Origin of the sequence: Selenobaculum gibii (assembly GCF_030273445.1) — a bacterium.
GTDB lineage: Bacteria > Bacillota > Negativicutes > ICN-92133 > ICN-92133 > Selenobaculum > Selenobaculum gibii.
In genome coordinates this window covers 509,827-528,353 of record NZ_CP120678.1, presented here as the reverse complement: position 1 = coordinate 528,353, position 18,527 = coordinate 509,827, and the positions used below count along the sequence as shown (strand labels likewise).

At 37.7% G+C, this 18,527-nt stretch carries 18 protein-coding genes; 2 read left to right on the top strand and 16 right to left on the bottom strand.

Annotated features, from left to right (window positions below; genetic code table 11):
- Nucleotides 1-107 precede the first annotated feature (107 nt).
- On the top strand, nt 108-3,317 hold the full coding sequence (locus P3F81_RS02390) for a DEAD/DEAH box helicase (RefSeq protein WP_147666673.1): 3,210 nt from the start codon (nt 108-110) through the stop codon (nt 3,315-3,317).
- A gap of 61 nt (nt 3,318-3,378) precedes the next feature.
- On the opposite strand, the gene P3F81_RS02385 is transcribed toward P3F81_RS02390, so the two are convergent.
- Entirely contained in the window at nt 3,379-3,888 is a 510-nt protein-coding gene (locus P3F81_RS02385) for a GNAT family N-acetyltransferase (RefSeq protein WP_147666675.1), read from the bottom strand.
- Between the two features lie 74 nt (nt 3,889-3,962).
- Nucleotides 3,963-5,189, bottom strand: a complete 1,227-nt coding sequence (locus tag P3F81_RS02380) for an aminopeptidase (RefSeq protein WP_147666677.1) — start codon at nt 5,187-5,189, stop codon at nt 3,963-3,965.
- 236 nt (nt 5,190-5,425) lie between these two features.
- Between P3F81_RS02380 and P3F81_RS02375 the strand changes: the two genes are divergently transcribed.
- Nucleotides 5,426-6,586: a M20 metallopeptidase family protein gene (locus P3F81_RS02375; protein ID WP_309320589.1), complete on the top strand. Its 1,161-nt coding sequence runs from the start codon at nt 5,426-5,428 to the stop codon at nt 6,584-6,586.
- Between the two features lie 53 nt (nt 6,587-6,639).
- Here the strand turns inward: P3F81_RS02375 and P3F81_RS02370 are convergent, their stop codons facing one another.
- The 14 genes from P3F81_RS02370 to P3F81_RS02305 form a co-directional block, all read right to left on the bottom strand.
- Nucleotides 6,640-7,539 (bottom strand): ChaN family lipoprotein, encoded by a 900-nt coding sequence (locus P3F81_RS02370; RefSeq protein WP_147666681.1) that lies wholly within the window; start codon nt 7,537-7,539, stop codon nt 6,640-6,642.
- Entirely contained in the window at nt 7,515-9,458 is a 1,944-nt protein-coding gene (locus tag P3F81_RS02365; protein ID WP_147666683.1) for a TonB-dependent receptor plug domain-containing protein, read from the bottom strand. The genes P3F81_RS02370 and P3F81_RS02365 overlap by 25 nt, the downstream gene beginning before the upstream one ends.
- Before the next feature lie 22 nt (nt 9,459-9,480).
- Nucleotides 9,481-10,887, bottom strand: coding sequence for a heme anaerobic degradation radical SAM methyltransferase ChuW/HutW (gene hutW, locus P3F81_RS02360; protein ID WP_147666685.1), 1,407 nt, complete (start codon nt 10,885-10,887; stop codon nt 9,481-9,483).
- A gap of 3 nt (nt 10,888-10,890) precedes the next feature.
- The gene (locus P3F81_RS02355; RefSeq protein WP_147666687.1) at nt 10,891-11,409 is read right to left on the bottom strand and encodes a flavodoxin family protein; all 519 of its coding nucleotides are present in this window, start codon (nt 11,407-11,409) and stop codon (nt 10,891-10,893) included.
- A gap of 16 nt (nt 11,410-11,425) precedes the next feature.
- Nucleotides 11,426-12,160 (bottom strand): ABC transporter permease, encoded by a 735-nt coding sequence (locus P3F81_RS02350; protein WP_147666689.1) that lies wholly within the window; start codon nt 12,158-12,160, stop codon nt 11,426-11,428.
- Nucleotides 12,160-12,900: an ABC transporter ATP-binding protein gene (locus P3F81_RS02345; protein WP_147666691.1), complete on the bottom strand. Its 741-nt coding sequence runs from the start codon at nt 12,898-12,900 to the stop codon at nt 12,160-12,162. The genes P3F81_RS02350 and P3F81_RS02345 overlap by 1 nt, the downstream gene beginning before the upstream one ends.
- A 1-nt stretch (nt 12,901) precedes the next feature.
- Complete coding sequence (locus tag P3F81_RS02340; RefSeq protein ID WP_147666693.1) at nt 12,902-13,702, bottom strand: ABC transporter ATP-binding protein; 801 nt, start codon at nt 13,700-13,702, stop codon at nt 12,902-12,904.
- Nucleotides 13,699-14,712, bottom strand: a complete 1,014-nt coding sequence (locus P3F81_RS02335; RefSeq protein ID WP_147667447.1) for a FecCD family ABC transporter permease — start codon at nt 14,710-14,712, stop codon at nt 13,699-13,701. Before P3F81_RS02335 ends, P3F81_RS02340 begins: the two co-directional genes overlap by 4 nt.
- Before the next feature lie 5 nt (nt 14,713-14,717).
- On the bottom strand, nt 14,718-15,671 hold the full coding sequence (locus P3F81_RS02330) for an ABC transporter substrate-binding protein (RefSeq protein ID WP_147666695.1): 954 nt from the start codon (nt 15,669-15,671) through the stop codon (nt 14,718-14,720).
- Nucleotides 15,672-15,712: 41 nt separating this feature from the next.
- Nucleotides 15,713-15,856, bottom strand: a complete 144-nt coding sequence (locus P3F81_RS02325; RefSeq protein ID WP_147666697.1) for a Com family DNA-binding transcriptional regulator — start codon at nt 15,854-15,856, stop codon at nt 15,713-15,715.
- A gap of 14 nt (nt 15,857-15,870) precedes the next feature.
- On the bottom strand, nt 15,871-16,617 hold the full coding sequence (locus P3F81_RS02320) for an energy transducer TonB (RefSeq protein ID WP_147666699.1): 747 nt from the start codon (nt 16,615-16,617) through the stop codon (nt 15,871-15,873).
- A 5-nt stretch (nt 16,618-16,622) separates the two neighbouring features.
- Nucleotides 16,623-17,033: an ExbD/TolR family protein gene (locus P3F81_RS02315; RefSeq protein ID WP_147666701.1), complete on the bottom strand. Its 411-nt coding sequence runs from the start codon at nt 17,031-17,033 to the stop codon at nt 16,623-16,625.
- Nucleotides 17,030-17,650 carry a MotA/TolQ/ExbB proton channel family protein gene (locus tag P3F81_RS02310; protein ID WP_147666703.1) on the bottom strand — a complete coding sequence of 207 codons (621 nt, stop codon included), beginning with the start codon at nt 17,648-17,650 and terminating at the stop codon, nt 17,030-17,032. Before P3F81_RS02310 ends, P3F81_RS02315 begins: the two co-directional genes overlap by 4 nt.
- A gap of 209 nt (nt 17,651-17,859) precedes the next feature.
- Nucleotides 17,860-18,489, bottom strand: a complete 630-nt coding sequence (locus tag P3F81_RS02305) for a LysE family translocator (RefSeq protein ID WP_309320588.1) — start codon at nt 18,487-18,489, stop codon at nt 17,860-17,862.
- Nucleotides 18,490-18,527: the final 38 nt, after the last annotated feature.

The following is an 18,527-nucleotide window of genomic DNA, read 5'->3' as shown; positions in this document are numbered from 1 at the left end:
TATAAACAGAGTTCTTAATTTAGATGGAATTTTAACTTCACCTGAATCTTAGAACTCGTTATCCAGGGATTAGCTGGGTGATTTAAAAAGATTCGAGGTTAATAAACATGCTTACCGATGAACTTATAAAAAAATCGGCTGCGACCATTGAAACGTTTAGTCGCGGCTTATCTTATTATCGAAATCATTATGTAAAAGATTTCACTGCCAATCAAAATACATTTAGCGCCTTAGTTTACGGCTCTGACATCTATAACGTGCGTATCACTTTGAACGAAAATGCCGACCATATCTCCGCATATCATTGTGATTGTCCTGCATCCCATAAATATATTGGCGCTTGTAAACACGTCATTGCTGTTTTAAAGCGAATTCAAGAATGTAATTTAGATAAACAGCCGCCTGTAAAGAAGCAAGAGCCTAGTAACTTGCTTTTTCATTTTTTCCAAAGCATTCGCCAGTCTCCCCAAAATGAAAAAGTCGCCCATCTTATTCCAACATTAAATATTCGTCGTTACTATAAAAAAATTGCCGCTGACCTTGAGTTTACAATTGGCAGTGAACGACAATATGTAATTCGCAATATGAAAAATTTTCTATCTTCCGCGTATCTAAAAGAAGATATTAAATTTGGCGCAAAATTCACCTTACATTCTGTAATGCCAAATTTCGATTCTATCTCTGCACAACTTTACAATCTCTTAATAACGGCATATGAAGATGAACAAAGTCTATCACCGTACACGATTAGTGACAGTAAAGTAGCGGTGAATAAAAGTTTTCTTTTAACTCCTACCAGTTTACAGAAATTTTTCGCAATCATGGAAAACACCCCGTTTGACCTTTCTTTTGATGGATATTTGTATCCACAGACAATCATCCTAAATGATCGACCCAATCTAAAAATCAAATTAGAAAATAACGCTTACGGCAAAGCCGTATTATCACTTGGAAAAACATCAATTCTCCCGCTAGACCATCATTATCGTTATTTGTGGGTAAACGATACTTTATATCATGTTGATAAAGAGTTTTCAACCTATATAAAGCCGCTTTCACTAGCTTTTGAACAAAGTCCCGGGATTACACTCCCGATTCATACCGAAGACCTACCACGTTTTTTTTCAAATGTTATGCCTGAATTAGAAAAAATAGCATCTTTGGATGTTTCCAATACAATTATGAAAAAATATGATATTTTGCCGCTTAATGCTGCGATTTATCTTGATCAAGATAAAAACTCTCTCTATGCCGATCTCAAATTCAAATACGGTGATATCGAAATTAATCCTTTTCTCAATAAAGAAATCGTTAATCATACCGGAGATAAAATTTTGATTCGCGATCAACAAGAAGAAGATAAAATTCATGCGTTATTCGCCAAATATGCATTTACCCCACAAAAAAATCACTATGTACAATCAGATGAAATGCAGATTTATGACTTCTTGAATGATGGAATTCGTGAACTTACCAATTGCGCCGAAATCTATTACAGCGACACGATGAAAGCAAACCCAATAAAAAGAATCGAAAATCTCTCTACTGGCATTCGTGTAAGCGATGACAATGTACTTGAAATGTCATTTGAAGCAGACGATTTAAATTTGCCAGATATTTTTTCCATGCTGCGTTCCTATCGCTTAAAAAAACGCTACCATCGTTTGAAAAATGGTACCTTTATCAATTTAGACAATGATGAATTAGCAAATTTAGCTGATTTAGCTGAACACTTAAATCTAAAAGTCCCTAAAAATAGCAATACAATCAAACTCTCCTTGGCAAAAGCGCTCTACCTCGACAACTTATCGCGCGATATTGAAGGATTAAAATTATCACGTAATCAGGCATTCAATCAGCTCATTTCTGATATTACCGAACCGGCAAAGCTGGATATTGCTATACCGCCATCACTCAATGCCATCTTACGCGACTATCAGAAAATCGGCTTTAAATGGCTTAAAACTTTGGCTCATTACAAATTGGGCGGAATCCTCGCTGATGATATGGGCTTGGGGAAAACGTTGCAAGTCATCACCTTCATCTTATCGGAAAAATCAAAATCTCCACTGCCGTCCATCGTGATTGCTCCGACTTCACTCATTTACAATTGGCAAGAAGAAATTGAGCGATTTGCACCAGAACTTACCTCACTCGTCATCACTGGATCACGAGCAGAACGACTTGAGCTACTCAAACAGAGTAACAATTATGATATTATTATCACTACCTATAATATCTTAAAACGTGATATTACAGACTACGAAAACCGCCATTTTCACTATTGTTTTCTCGATGAAGCGCAACATATTAAAAACCCCAATACACAAAATGCAAAATCCGTAAAACATCTTCAAACTGATGGTTATTTTGCCCTCACAGGCACACCGATTGAAAACACATTGACTGAATTGTGGTCGATTTTTGACTTCATCATGCCTGACTATCTATTATCACATAGTGCCTTTAAGAAAAAATTTGAAATTCCGATTGTAAAAAAACAAGACCCTCTCGTTATGCGAGATTTAAACCGTTATATTACCCCATTTATTCTCCGCCGAATCAAAAGCAAAGTATTAACGGAATTACCGCCAAAAATTGAAAGTAAATTAATCAATACAATGACCGACAAGCAAGCAAAAATTTATCAAAGCTATTTCATTCAAGCCCAAAAAGAATTTCAAGCCGAACTTGCTAAAAATGGCTTTGAGCAAAGTCGAATAAAAATTTTATCTATTTTAACGCGCTTACGCCAAATCTGCTGTCATCCAAGTTTATTCCTCGAAGATTATCACGGCAGTAGTGGGAAACTTGAATTGATGCTGGAGATGTTAGTCGATGCCATAAACGGGAATCATCGCGTTTTGATTTTCTCTCAATTTACCAGCATGTTGGCGATTCTGCAAAACGAATTAAAAAATCGCAACATTTCCTATTACTACTTAGACGGATCTACCCCGGCACTTGACCGCGTGCAAATGGCAAACTCCTTTAATAGCGGTGATCAGTCGGTATTCTTAATCTCGCTCAAAGCTGGTGGCACAGGACTGAATTTAATTGGCGCTGATATGGTTATTCATTACGACCCATGGTGGAATCCCTCAGTTGAGGAGCAGGCAACCGACCGCGCCTATCGCTTAGGACAGGATAATACCGTGCAAGTCTTTAAATTAATCACCAAAAATACTATCGAAGAAAAAATCTTCAACCTGCAACAAAAGAAAAAATCGCTCATCGATAGCATCATCCAGCCGGGAGAAAATTTCTTATCCAAACTTAACGAAAAAGAATTACGCGAATTATTTAATCTAACCTAACGATATACAACAAAAGCCGGACGATCGACATGAAGCTGATCATCCGGCTTTACTATAACTCTTAAATCCCAAACTCTTTTGCATAAGTTACCGTTCCACTTATAGGCTTTACATTATCTTGCAGGTTGATTGCCATAAAATTGGCAGAAGATATCCCCTCAGGAACTTCAATACCAAACTGTTCTGCTGGACGGTAACCAAATCGCGGATAATATTTTTCACTTCCTAAGACCAGCGAATACTGATATCCTAATTTCTTGGCAATTTTGTGACCTTCTTCAATTAAAGCAGTACCTATGCCCTGCTTTTGAAATTCTGGCAGCACGGACAACGGTGCCAAGACAAGTACTGTGTCCTCTCCCACCCTTGCTTTTGTGAACATAATATGTCCTGCAATCCTGCCGTCAATCTCCGCGATTAGAGAAAGTTCCGGTACAAATGCCACCCCATTTCTTAAAGCAGCAACTAAATCCTGCTCATTTCCATCGCTGTATTCTGCGGTTGCAAATGCATCTTTTACAAGACTATAAACCATATTGCAATCTTTGCTTGTTTCCTGTCTGATTAACATAGCTTTTCCTCCTGATTTATTCTTCATGTTTCATGGAATAAACAAGACCTTCAGTAAAAATTCTTAATTCTACCTCACCAAGCAAAATTGCCATTTTTAAATACCGCTACTTCTTTACCATCTTCCGTAATACCGATAATTTCTAAATCTTTCGTACCAACCATAAAATCTTCATGAATAATCGAATCATTCACATCAGCAGCTTCCAGTTCTGATTCATTCATTTTATCGCCGCCTGCAATACAAACTGGATATGCTTTACCGAATGCTAAGTGGCAAGAGGCATTTTCATCGAATAGTGTATTGTAAAATAAAATATTCAAATTCGAAATCGGTGAATCATGGGGAACAAGTGCAACTTCGCCAAGATAAGCAGAACTATCATCCGCAGTCAACAACTTTTCTAAAATTTCCTGGCCTCTTTTTGCTGAATACTCGATAACTTTTCCGTCTTTGAACGTCAATTTGAACTCCTCAATCAAATTTCCATGATAATTTAACGGTTTCGAACTAACCACGGTACCATTTACGCCATGTTTTTTCGGCATTGTATAAACTTCCTCTGTTGGCATATTCGCAACGAATTCTCTACCTTCTGGTGTAAATTCAGAACCACTGAACCAAATATGTCCTTTTGGTAATTCAATCGTCAAATCTGTTCCTAGCGAATTTTTGTAATGTAAACTTTTAAAATTGTATTGATTCATCAACTCTTTATTTTTTTTCAATATATTCAAATGTTTTTCCCAGCTTTCTATTGGGTCTCCATCGCCAACGCGTACCGTTTCCAAAATCGCTTCCCACAATTTCGCCATGGCTTCCCTTTCACTCAACTTCGGAAACATTTTTTTCGCCCAGTTAACCGTTGGAATTGATACAACACACCAGGTATTTTTATTGTTCATCATGCGTTCACGATATTCTTTTAACGCATTTCCACTCGCTTTTTGCGTTCTTGCAATACGATCCGGATTTACGCCCTTTAAAATTTCCGGATCTGATGCTGCGATAGAGATAAATGCGGCGCCTTGCCGTGCATACCCGATATACATTTCTTTGCGCCAGTCAGGAAATTCATCAAAGATTTCTTCTGGCGCATGCATAAACCGAATCCGCCCCAATACCTCATCATTCCAACTGACCACAACATCCCTTGCTCCAGCCAAGTAAGCTTCTTTTGCAATCTTGCGGGCAAAATCTGCACATTCAATCGGCGCATTAATCACAAGAATCTGGTTTTTCTCAATATTTACACCTTTGCGCACAACAAGGCGTGCATACTTTTCTAACTTTTGTTCCATCTTTCTCCTCCTATATTCTTTCATCTCATTTATTTAAAATGCAATGTAGACTATTTATTCTTTATAGTATTTACCAAAATATATTTCTTATTTTAGAGGGCACACAAATATTTCGCAAGTTTATTTTGCCATCCTTATGATTTCTTTATATAATAAAGTAGACTTAATTCAGTTGGATTTCTTACTCCAGCTGCGTTTCTATACAAATCTAAATTTATTCTACGAGGATGTATCTTATGAATCTCTATACACTTACACAAAAACATCATCCTTGGGCAGTTTCACTTCGTCGCCATTTTCATCAATATCCTGAAGTTAGCGGTGAGGAATATCAAACCCAAGCAAAATTATTAGCTGAATTAAAAGCGCTGCAAATTAACTGCCGCCCTGCGGGAACTACAGGTGTAATTGCCGAAATTCAAGGTAAAATTTCAGGCAAAACCATCGCGATTCGCGCTGATATTGATGCATTGCCAATCCAAGATGAATGTAATACACCGTATCAATCGAAAAATAAAAATGCTTGCCATGCTTGTGGTCATGACGGTCATATCGCTGTTGTCTTTGGCACCTTACAAATAATTCACGAACTGCGTGATAAACTTCAAGGAACGTTTCGCTTTATCTTTCAACCTCGTGAAGAGCAATTTCCCAGTGGTGCTGTTTCTATGATTGAAGATGGTGCATTAGATAATGTAGATGCGATTATCGGCGCACATATTTGGCAGCCAATTTCGCTCGGTACAATCGGCATTACCTATGGCAATCTCATGGCATCGCCTGATAAATTTAAAATCACTGTACATGGGAAAGGCGGGCACGGTTCGATGCCACAGCAAACCGTTGATCCAATCTTAATTGCCTCTCAAATCGTTCTCGGTTTAAATACGATTGTGAGCCGCTCGATTGATCCACTTGAACTTGCTGTTGTTTCCGTTGGCTCAATCCAAGCGGGAAATGCTTTCAATATCATCCCCGAAACGGCAACCCTTGAGGGAACTGTTCGCTCTTTTGATGAAAATGTACGCCAACAAATCTTCGCTCGCATTGAAGCTATTGTGAGTGGAATCTGTGCGGCGAATGATGCTACTGCTAAAATTGAAACTTTATTGGGGCATCCAGCAATTATCAATGTTCCTAGCTACAGTAAAGCAATCGCTAAGGCAGTAGAAAAATGTCACGCACCAATCAAAGTAGAAGAAGTTCCTCCTGTGATGTGTGGCGAAGATTTTTCTTACTATCTAAAGCATGTTCCCGGAGCTTTTTTCTTTATTGGCACAGGTACGGATAAAATGATTTATCCACATCATCATCCAAAATTTGATATCGATGAACGTGCAATTCTTTACGGAATGGAAGTCATGGCACGAACAGCTATTGATTTAGCCAAAGCCTAGATTTATATCAACCACTAAAAAAGTACCGAAGAAAATTTTCTTCGGTACTTTTCTTATTTTTGAACAATAAGTGCAATATCTCCGTCTGCTAAATTTTGTATTGCCAAATTTTTTTCTGCTTCTGAGCTCACATAAACAGAGGTAATCAGTCCGGTACGTAAATTAGGATTCAATAACCGTACCTTCTCTACTACGCCAAGTCGATTTCTCCCATGAAACTCCCCTTGTAAATGAAGAATAGTTTTACCTTTATTCTGCTTTAATGCTTCAACTATACTTTCCGCCATCGCATCATCTTTTAAGCATTGCGCTTGATAATACCTTTCAATCTGTGCATCATCCAGTCGCATCCCAACCTGTCCCGATTTCATATAAGAAACAAATGCAGCATAATACACATCATGATTCACGATATGCTTAGATGGCAGATACTTTTTCTTAACTTCTTCTATGCTGTATAGCGTTCCACTTTTCGCATATTCAGCGGCTAGATAGCGCGGGATATTTCCGCCCAATACGGCAATTTGTTTATTTTTTGCAAACTCAATACAAGGTTTATAATCCTCTGAATAGTTCTTCCACGGACGTGAATTTTCTAAAAAATCTTTTTCAGAAATTTGATTTCTCAAATATTTATCTAAATAAGGCTGTACATCGCGTTCAAACATTTCTAACGACAAAATTAAATTGGGCTTTTCTTTATATAAAGCTTTTAAAAATTCATTTTCTTGTTCATGAATCCATGTATTATCATGATATTCCCCAAAGAAAATCACATCATACGTTGAAAAACGACGGGCAACGTCTTTAACCGATAACAGTTCGCCATTTTTCTGATAAAAACCATCTTGCAATGCTGCCTCTGCCTGCATTGGTAAACTGATAAAAAACACTCCCACAATAAAAATTACTGATAACCATTTACGCATCATAATTGCATTTGAACTCCACATCTCCAAACTCTACCGTCAATTGCTAAGTCATCTATCTTTTTATCAAAGATATTTTCTACTGCAACATAGCCATTCACGGTGTCATTGAATTTTTTACTTACGCTGACATTAAATGTACTATAATCATAATCCGATTTACTATAACGATATTCATTTATCCACTCATTCCAAATCACTGCATGGATACCACTATTGTCTATATCATCATATTGCAACTGTAATGTTGTCCGATTTTTTGCACGATCTTCTAATCTTGAATCATCTTTTTTATCAATTGCGTCTAAATAATTACTTGTCAGTTTTACCGTCCATTTATCATTTAAATGACGTCCCAATTCCAATTCGACACCATCAATTTTTGCTTTATTAACATTGACGTATTTGCTTGTCGCTACCATTCCGGAACCTGGAATATAACTCATTTTTGTTTCTGTCCCAATTAAATTATCTACATCATTGTGAAAATAAGTTAATTTTCCAAAACTATTGCCACGTTCGCCTTCTAAACTCAATTCAAAGTTTTTAGATTCTTCTGGCTGTAAGTCTGGATTACCGGCTACAGTAACTTTCATCGTTCCCATTTGACGTGTCATATTCATATACAGTTCACTGATACTCGGGGCTTTGAATCCAGTTCCATAACTTGCTTTTAACCGATAATTATCATTCATTTTATACGTCATGCCAATTTTCGGACTTACTTTATCACCAAATTTGTCACTATCATCATAACGCAAGGATGGAATCACTAATAAACGATCATTTATCACCCATTCATCTTGTACGTATGCTGCATAATAATCAATCGTTGCTTCTGAACCAGTTTTCGTTACGCCATCCCGTTCAATGCTAAAGATATCATCTCCACCATTTCCTAATCTAGTCCCTCGATAAGAAGTTTGACGATATTCCCCACCATAAGTCAGTAAATGATTATCGCCAATTTGTGTTGTATTTTTGCCATCGACAACGAAAGTTTCGTATTTTGCAACATCAAAATCACTCAATTTCCTAGCAGAAGTATATGTATTATCATCTTTTTCTAACTTATTAAAGTACATTCGAAGTTCATAATCGCCCGCCGCTTTTTCACCACGATAAGTAATGCCATAAGAACGTCTTTGATTTTCCCAATACTCTTTGTTCCCAGAAGCATAATCTTCCTCTAAATTCTCTTTCATATACTCATAAAACACATCTATTTTTTTATCTTCTGTCAAATCATAAGTTCCTGAAATATTAAAGAAATGACGATCACCAAACATGTTGGTGTTTTCAGTTGCATAGGTCTGTTTCAGAATATCGCTATAACGAGTATCAAAACTCCAGGCCCATTTCCCATTTTTTCCTAAATCTAAATGATAATCCACATTTCTTTGTTCACTTCCTGTGGATAAACCAAGTTGGCTTGTCGTTGCATCTGATTTTCTCGTAATAATATTGATCACACCGCCAAGTGCATCCGAACCGTAAAGCGAGCTGACTGGTCCACGCACAATTTCAATTCGTTCAACATTGGTCAAATTAATCCGATCCAATTCATAAAAATTGGCCGTAACTGACGTATCTTCACCTGCCATACGCCGTCCATCAATTAATATAAGAGTTTGGCTCGTATTCATACCGCGAATAGATACCTTCTTCCCTGTCATTCCCGTTTTCGTAATATCTACGTTAGCCGCTAATTTTAATGCACTTACTACACTATCTGCCCCAAGGTTTTCAATATCTTCGCGCGTGATTACCTCTACGCTCGCTGGAGTTTCTTTAATTTCTTGCTGCGTTCTGGTAGCCGAAACGATAACATCTCTACTTTGCACGATTTCATCATTTGCCTGCGCAGCAGATACCGGCGCCGTTAGATATAATCCTATTGCCATGGTTAATAATGCTTTTTTATTTTTGCCAACGAATCTCATCTTTTACTTTCTCCTCCCTTTTCTACCCTTGCGCTGCAATCGCCTGTACTTCTGTTTTTAAATTACCCTCAAGTAAAGCCTCTGTACATTCAAGTAACGACTGCGCAATATTAATATGCCAAAATTGTCCTGCCTCAGTTAAACGACTCAATACTTTCCCCTTGTTAACCAATCCATGCTTTTGCCAAATTTCAAGTAAATAATCTAGTTCTCTTATACACCCACCATATTTTGCTGCTAAAAATTCTAAATTAAAATAGCCGCTTTCTAATTGTCTTAGCATGTCATTGTGCAGCTCTTGCTTCGCTGATTTCTTTGCCATAAACATCAACGGTTTTTTGCCCGCTTGAATGTTTTCCATATATTTTTTTAAATCACGTTGTAAGAAAATACTATATGCGCCGATGTTTCCTCCAGCACCAGAACCAAAAGCAAATACTTCTGCTCCACTTTTTGTTAGTAAGTTATACATATTGCGCTCACGTATCCCCTTTGCCCAGTGACAATTACTCAATTGTCTATACGCGCGCTCTTTTAGCCAAGCATTTGCAATGGCAAACATTTGTGCTTGCTCCGCGGTTGTAGCCGCTGGTGGTAAATTCCCTGCATCAATCGCTTTTTTTAACGGACTTACATCAAATAAATTTAATTGATAAAGATCCATGCCATCAATCGGCAAACTGTCTACCATTTGCAAATCAAACAATAAATCCTCAACTGTCTGCCCCGGCAATCCATAAATTAAATCAATAATAATCGAAGCTTGTCCATAGGCTGCTAACTCTTTTAATCTGGCAACCACCGTTTCATAATCATCTAAGCGCCCCATCGACTTTCTAAGGTTCGTGAGAAAGGATTGTACCCCAACTGAAACTCGATTCACACCACAGGCAAACCACGCATCCATTTTCTCTTTCACTAAATCATGAATACGCGCCTCAAGCGTAATCTCACAATCATTCGCTAACGGCAAATACATTTGAATTGCCTGTAAAACACGCGTTACATTGTACGAGGATAAAGCACTAGGTGTTCCCCCTCCAATGAATACCGCATGAATAAGTCCATTCTTTAAATAGCAATCATTTGCCGACATGGATAATTCTTTGATTAAACAATCCACATAAAGCGTTTCTCGTTCTTCATTCGAGTAGTTTTGAAAAAAACCACAATATAAACAAATATGGCTACAAAAAGGGATATGGATATAGGCAGTGCGCTTTTCTACTTTTATCAGTTCTGTATGCATTGTATTTTGCCAAGCAATCAGCCTTTCTTCTTCACTTAGAGGCCGTCCTTGCACACTTGGATGAACAACTCTTTTCTTATCAAATGCATCTTGCAATGGATGATCTGTATTTTTTCCAACGGTCAAGCGGTATTGTTCTTCATTCATTTGAGCCAAAATTTCTGCTAATGTTTTTTTCATCCTTTAGCCTCCTAACAATTCCGACTTGATTTTATTAAACACAGTCTTTGCCGCTAATAAATCATTTGTATCAGGATGTGTACTCGCTATTTTGTGACGTGCTTTACGCTCTTCATTCATCCCATGCGGATGATTCGCCGAGAACATTTTTTCCATTTTTTCAATTAATTTAGGATCAACTTTTCCCTGACAAATAAACTGACCAACAACTTCATTCGATGCATCTAATAAAGCAGCCGCATTCTCCAAACTTTTCTTGGCATGATCTGAATGAGGATCAGCACCTAAAGTAGCAAATAAAGCTACCCGTTTATTTTTAATCGTTCCTAAATAATCTGCACTCTTTCTATCGGCAGTCCCTCTATCTACCCAAAAGCCTACGGCAACTAAATCATACGATTCTACGGACGGATTTTCTTCAACAGCTGCTAACACAGTATTTTCACCCAATTCTTCAACAATTGCCTCCGCAACCATTTTTGTATTTCCAGTTAAACTTGAATAAACAACTAAACTTTTCATAAATTAAACACTCCTATTATTCTGTATATTGATTCAATTGATAAACGCCGAAAAGAAACATAAGCAGCGCCATAAAAACGAGGATTCCCATCGCATAAATTACCTCTATTGTCCACGCATTCATTCTTAACAAGTCATTTGCTAAACTAAGCGGCAAAAACTTTACGATTCCTTTTACCACAGTCGGCAAGTTATGAATTGGGAAAAACGAACCACAAAAAAACGTCATCGGTGTAATCAAAAAATTAATGACTAAAGATAAAGAATCAGGATTCTTCACCCACATGCCAACAGCGATTCCAAAAGAAGCAAAACAAATTGAAGTCAAAATAATCCCCAGTATTCCAGGGAGATTCATCATCGGTACATCAAAAATCAGCATCGCAATTGCGTAAATGGAAGTACCTGCTAAAATTCCCCGTGTCATTCCACTTAATACAATACCAAGTGCAATCTGTTTGAGCGATACAGGACTCAACATCAACGTTTGAAAACTGCCAAAATAGAATCTTCCTACGCTTACCGATAAAGCTGTTTGCTGAAACGCATTTAACATAACGGTAATTGTGACCATCCCCTTAGCTAAAAAAGGTACATATCCACCTTCGACAGAAATATTCCCGCCAATCCCCCAACCAAAAGCAAATAAATAGATTAAAGGAAAAAGCAGCGTTGAAAATACATAACCAAGTTTGCCAATCTTCTTTTGCATCAACACCATTTCTCGTTGATATACTGCCAACCAACCCACTACAGCTTCTCCTTTTCACGGACAAAATGTAAAAACGCTGTTTCTAAACTGATTTTTTCCGTCGCAACTTGCACATGCTCTTTCAAACCTTCTACTGTATCCATATAAAGTAGTCTTCCCTCTTTCAATAACGCAACTCTATCACAAAGAAATTCTGCTTCATCCATATAATGCGTCGTAATCAAAATTGTCTTACCTAAACTTCTTAATTGTAAAATCATCTGCCAGATTTCTTGCCTTACATCAGGATCAAGTCCAACGCTTGGCTCATCCAGCAATATAATTTTAGGATTGGTAAGCATCGCCCGAGCGATTAAAACTTTTCTCGCCATCCCTCCCGACAAATGCTCTACCTTCTTCGTTTGCCAGTCTTGCATTGTAAATTCATGCAAAATTTCCCTCACACGCTTTTTTGCCTCTACTACCCCAAATAATCGCGCATATAAATATAAAACTTCAAATACACTGCACTCACGCTCTAAATTATTTTCTTGTGGAACTAAAGCAATTTGTTGTCTAACCAAAGTACGATTTTTTATTGGGCAACTCTTTAAAATATTGATCGTTCCTGCATCAGCCTTACTCAATCCAGCGATAATCTTAATCAATGTTGTCTTGCCTGCTCCATTCGTACCGATCAGCCCTATAACTTCACCATGATTTGCAAAAATTGATACGCCCTTTAATACTTCTTTTTGCCCATATTTTTTTCGAATATTTTCTATGCTAAAGCTAACCATTTCACGCTCCTGTTTTTAAGCAACATTCCTGTGGAAAACAAACGAGTTGTTCTTTTCCTCCCTGCTGAATTCTCATAATGTTTGGCTCTACGCCGTACAATTCACGTAACGTTTCCGTCGTAAACACATCTTCCACTTTGCCATCCGCGAGAATCTTCCCCTGTTTTACAGCAACGAGGCGATGGCTAAAGCGTGCTGCATGGTTCAAATCATGGAGAACCATAATGACTGTCATTTTTAACATCTGTTGCAAATTTTGCACTAAATGCATGATCTCTAACTGATGATGAATATCTAAATACGTTGTCGGCTCATCCAAAAGTAAAATCTCCGGTTTCTGCGCAAGCGCAAGCGCAAGCCAAACTCTCTGTCGCTCTCCACCTGATAAAGCATCTAGTCGCCGATATTTCATATGTACAACACCTGTTTTTATCATCGCTTCTTCAATCGCCGTTTCATCTGCCTGAGTTCTCTCGCCAAACAGCTTCTGATATGGCATCCGCCCGTAAGCAACAAGATCATACACCGTCATATCACCTGGCGCTGACGCTGATTGCGGAACAATGGCAACTTTCCTCGTAAACTTACCAATCTCCATATGAAAAATATCTGTTTCACTGAGAAGCACCTTGCCTTTTGTTGGGACTAAAAGGCGTCCCAGCGATTTTAGCAACGTCGATTTCCCCGATCCATTTGGACCGATAATTGAAATAATTTCTGACTTATCCACTGAAAAGTTCATTTCTTCAATAATCGTTTTTGTTCCGTATTGAAGTTTCAAGGATTGCGCTTCCAAAATCATTCCTTTCTCAACCCCTTTTTTAATAAATATAAGAAAAATGGTGCACCTAAAAATGCCATAAAGATACCCACGGGCACTTCAATTGGTGAAAATGCAGTCCTTGCAACCGTATCTGCGCCAACGACTAACGCAGCGCCAAACAAGGCTGAACAAGGCAATAAATATTCAAAATCAGAACCTACCAGCATTCGAATCATATGTGGCACAACCAAACCGACAAAACCGAGCATACCGGCTACACTTACCGCCGATGCCGCAAGTAGCGCCGCCAGCGTTACCATATAAAACCGTATTTTTTCTACATTTGTACCGATGCTTTTCGCCATATCATCGCCAAGCTGCAACGCATTTAAATACCTAGAACCAATCATTATTCCAACGACTCCAATTAGACTATAAGGCAAAATCATTTTGACATGTTCCCAAGAACGCCCTTGAAAACCACCAGCCAGCCAATTTACCGTACCTTGAATTTTATCCGAATGAAACACCATAATAGCACTCATCGCCCCACCAAAAAAAGCTCCAACTGCAACTCCTGCTAAAATCATTCTCAATGGATGAATCCCCCGTTCCCAGGACAATAAAAATACCAATCCTGTTGCAATTAACGCGCCAAGAAAAGCAACCATTGGCACAAGCATTGTTTGCTCAGGGTAAAGTACCATCACGAGCATTGCCGCCACGCCAGCTCCGGCTGATACACCAATAATACCAGGATCAGCTAACGGATTACGCAAAATTCCTTGCAAAATACAACCTGCCAAAGCTAAATTCATTCCAGTCAGCGCACCGACAATCACACGGGGAATACGAATTTGAAATAAGATTTGATAATTTTCCGTTATTTCTTTTTGTGTCATTGCCGCCCAAAATTCTGTAAAAGGAATTTCTACCGCACCAAAAGTAACCCCTGTGATAATTGTTAAAATAACGGCAACTAAACCTGCAAGCATGACAAGCGTTCGTTTTTTCAATCGTGGATCCTCGGAAACTTTCGTTTGTATCATCACACTTATTTACCCTCCGGATAAAGTTTTTCTGCTAAAATACACATTGCTTCAGCAACCTGCGTTCCCGGATTTACTGCAAACAATTCATAAGGGAGCGTATACACACGCCCATTTTTTACTGCTTGAATCCCTTGCCATGCAGGATGTTTTGCCAATTCATTCTGAAATTTTTGATTTACTTTTTCATCCGAACTATGGGTAACAAGAAAAATCACTTCCGGATTTTCTTTTGCAATATATTCCATACTTAATGGAACGAAACTGCCTGTTTCACCTTCCGTACGATCCGCAATATTATTCCCCCCCAGACGATTTACTAAATCTCCAACAAAGCTCTGACTTGTTGCCATATTAAAGCTCTCTGTTGAACCCCAGATGATTAAATTTTTCGGCGCTTGTTTCCCCTCCGCTAAAGATAATGCTTGCTTATATTTCGCCTGAACAAAATCAATTTGTTCCTGTGCTTTTTGTTCTTTGTTCGTTAACTTTCCATAAAAATCTAAAGTTTCAATTACATCTTCATAGGTATCTAAAGCTCGTACATAGAGTGGAATATTGGCAGCTTCCAAAATTGGAATCAAAGAATGATGAAACGGGACATTAATCCCCACCACTAAATCTGGTTTAAGCTCTAAAATTTTCTCAATATCAGGGCTATGAATCACGCCTACTTCTGCCGCATTTTTTGTGTTTAATTGAATTTTTTCCGACAATGCCTGTGAAGTCGGCTTACCAACAACAAACTCAGCTCCACCTACTGCACAAAATAATTCTAAATTTGATGCATTTAAAATCACCACCCGCTGTGGATGTTTCGGAATCATCACCTCTCGCTTCAAACTATCGACAACTTTTTGTTGGTCATTGCTATTTTTTTCAGTATTCTGATTCACAAAATACAAACAGCCAAATAAAAGAATAAGTCCACTTATGATTATTACACTAATTTTTTTCATTCAGTAAAGTTTCCTTTCGGGATTTTGATTATCATTCTCATTCAATTTTCAAAAAAAAGAATATTGCCGCATTTTGGACATTTTATCTTTAATGATTTTGCATAGCCATAAAACAAAAGTCGATTACAGTTTCCACAACGTTTTTGTGGCAATTCCTGTTTTGACTTTTCACTTTCTCGCTGCATGACCTTATCCTCCATTATCCATTCAATTCATAATAAATCGGAACCATAAATTCAATGACTTGTTTTGCACCATGAATAAACGGACAAGCTTTCTGCACTGCTTTAATTGCCCCCGCATCTAAACTTTTTACCCCTGACGATTGCATCACTTCTGCTGCAGCTAAACTCCCATCCGCATTTAAGCGTACAAGAACACCAACTCTGCCCGTCTCACCACGTTTTAATGCGATATAAGGGTACTCTTTTTTTGCCTCAACCAAACTTGCAAATTGAGTTGCAAGCTGTGCAATATTGACCGTTTGATAACCACCAGAAGTAATTGCTTCGCTTGTTGCAGATACAAAATCAGCTTGCCCTTGCGCTTTTTCCTGTCCAGCACCAGCATCATTCCTATTGCTCTCCAGTCCATAACCGGCACTGCCAGACGTAGGAGCATTCACAGATCCGATTGCTTGCTTATCTTTATGATAAGAAGATTGCGCTGTTACTTGCTGCTGTGTTAAATTTTTTTGTTCTTGCATAGCAGAATTTTTTGTTAAAGAAGGTGGCTGTATTACCTGTTCCAAGTGGTTTGTTATAAAAGATTTCTCATCAACTTGCGCAGCCGGCTCTTCAATATCAATAAAAATATATTCATCAACGTTTTTTTCCGGTTTATGCATCTCGGAAAAGGTTGTTCCCATCAGCGCAAGGAGCAAAACATGTATCGCACACGAGATTCTAAAGCTGCGCCCTAAAAAATCCGAACAATAAGTTTGCACTTACATCACGTTCCTTTCTTTTCTGCAGCAATTGAAAGTTTTTTTACTCCAACTTCTTTTAAGGTATCCATCACTTCAATTACTTTTCCATGTTCCGTCAATTTATCAGCCCGTAATACAACTGCCATTTCATTATTCTCCTGAAGCTTTTGCATCACAGAATTTTTCATTTCCGCTTTGGATACAATTGTTTCATCTATTTGAATCATCCCATCTGCCAACAAAGTAATCGACGTTGTTTTTCTTTCCATCTGATTCGCAGTCATCGCTTTTGGCAAATCTACTGGTAACGCTTTTTGATGTATCATATTCAACGTACTCATCATAAAAAATACTAATAAAAAGAAAATAATATCAATCATTGGAATAATCATTAATTTAGGCGAAGACTCAATTCGTGCACTTCTTACCTTCATAATAATTCACCTTTATTTTTTTCTAGTATCATAATACAAGTCTGTTCAATATGTGTAACAATATGATCAAGCCAGTGAGTAAAATAACTATGAACGGTTAGTGCCAAAACTGCGACACAAAGTCCCGAAGCTGTCGCAATTAATGCTTCGCCAACACTTCCCGTAATCACCGATGGATTGCTACCTGCAATATCAAGAACTTGAAACGAACCAATCATCCCCATAACTGTACCAAGTAGCCCTAATAAAGGAGCCATGGTTACAATGGTATCTAAATAACTTAAATTTTTGCGTAATCCCGTTGTTTCTGCAACCGTCAGACTCTCAAAACTTTCTTTCATATAATCAAAATTTTTACGGTATCTTAATCCTTGCCCTAAGATACGGCTTAATATATTATCATGAACTAAACATTCATCTTGGATTTCCTGCCACTTTCCTTCAGCTACAGAATTTTTCACCGCTTGTAAAAATGTCATCATCTGCCCACAATGATTACGATAAAATAAGAAACGTTCAATGGCAATTGCTACAACAAAGATTGAACAAAATAGTAAGGGATACATCACAAGCCCCCCTTGCACAAACCAATCAAAACATTTTAAAAACTCTTCCATCTTGACCTCCACTACATAAATACGAATTTTTAACGAAAAAAATCCGCACATATATCAATATATGTACGGAGCTCTATAGGCCCTCTAATTTTTACCTTTTGCTTTTGCTTTCGTCAAACATTATTATATTGATAATGATTATCAATGTCAATATAATAATTATCTTTTTACAAAAAAATGTGTTCAACCGATTTGGCTGAACACATTTTTTATCTATCTGACAACACCAGTTTAATTCCAAAAGAAATAAGTAATACCCCTGTAACCTTTTGCATTCTTTCTTGAAATATCTTGCTCGCCAATAATTTTTTTACATGATTGAGTAGATAAGCAAGCAAAGTAAACCAGACAAACGTTAACATTACATAAATACTCCCTAGCATGATAAATTGCGGCATAACTGCATTTTCTAGATTAACAAACTGAGGAATAAACGTTAAGTAGAATAAAATAACCTTTGGGTTTAGCACATTTGCTAAAACAGCCTCCCCGAAAAACGATATCGCCTGTTTTCTCGAAGGTGCACTTTCTTCTTCCTTTTCTAGCATATCATCTTGTTTTGGCTTTTCAATAAAAGCTTTTATTCCCAAATAAGATAGATATGCTGCACCTATATATTTTACCATTTCAAATAAATGGATAGATTGCGCAATTAACGCCGAAAGTCCCAAAATTGCAAAAAGAGTATGTATGATAAGTCCTGTTGAAATTCCCCACGCAGTATAAGTACCGGCTTTTCGCCCACCTGCTAAAGTTGTTTTCATGACCAATGCAAAGTCGGGGCCCGGCATCATCGTAAAAAACAATGCCATCATTGTAAAAAGTATAATATTCTCCATAATTAACACTCCTAGATTCATTAACTAACAAAAATCTT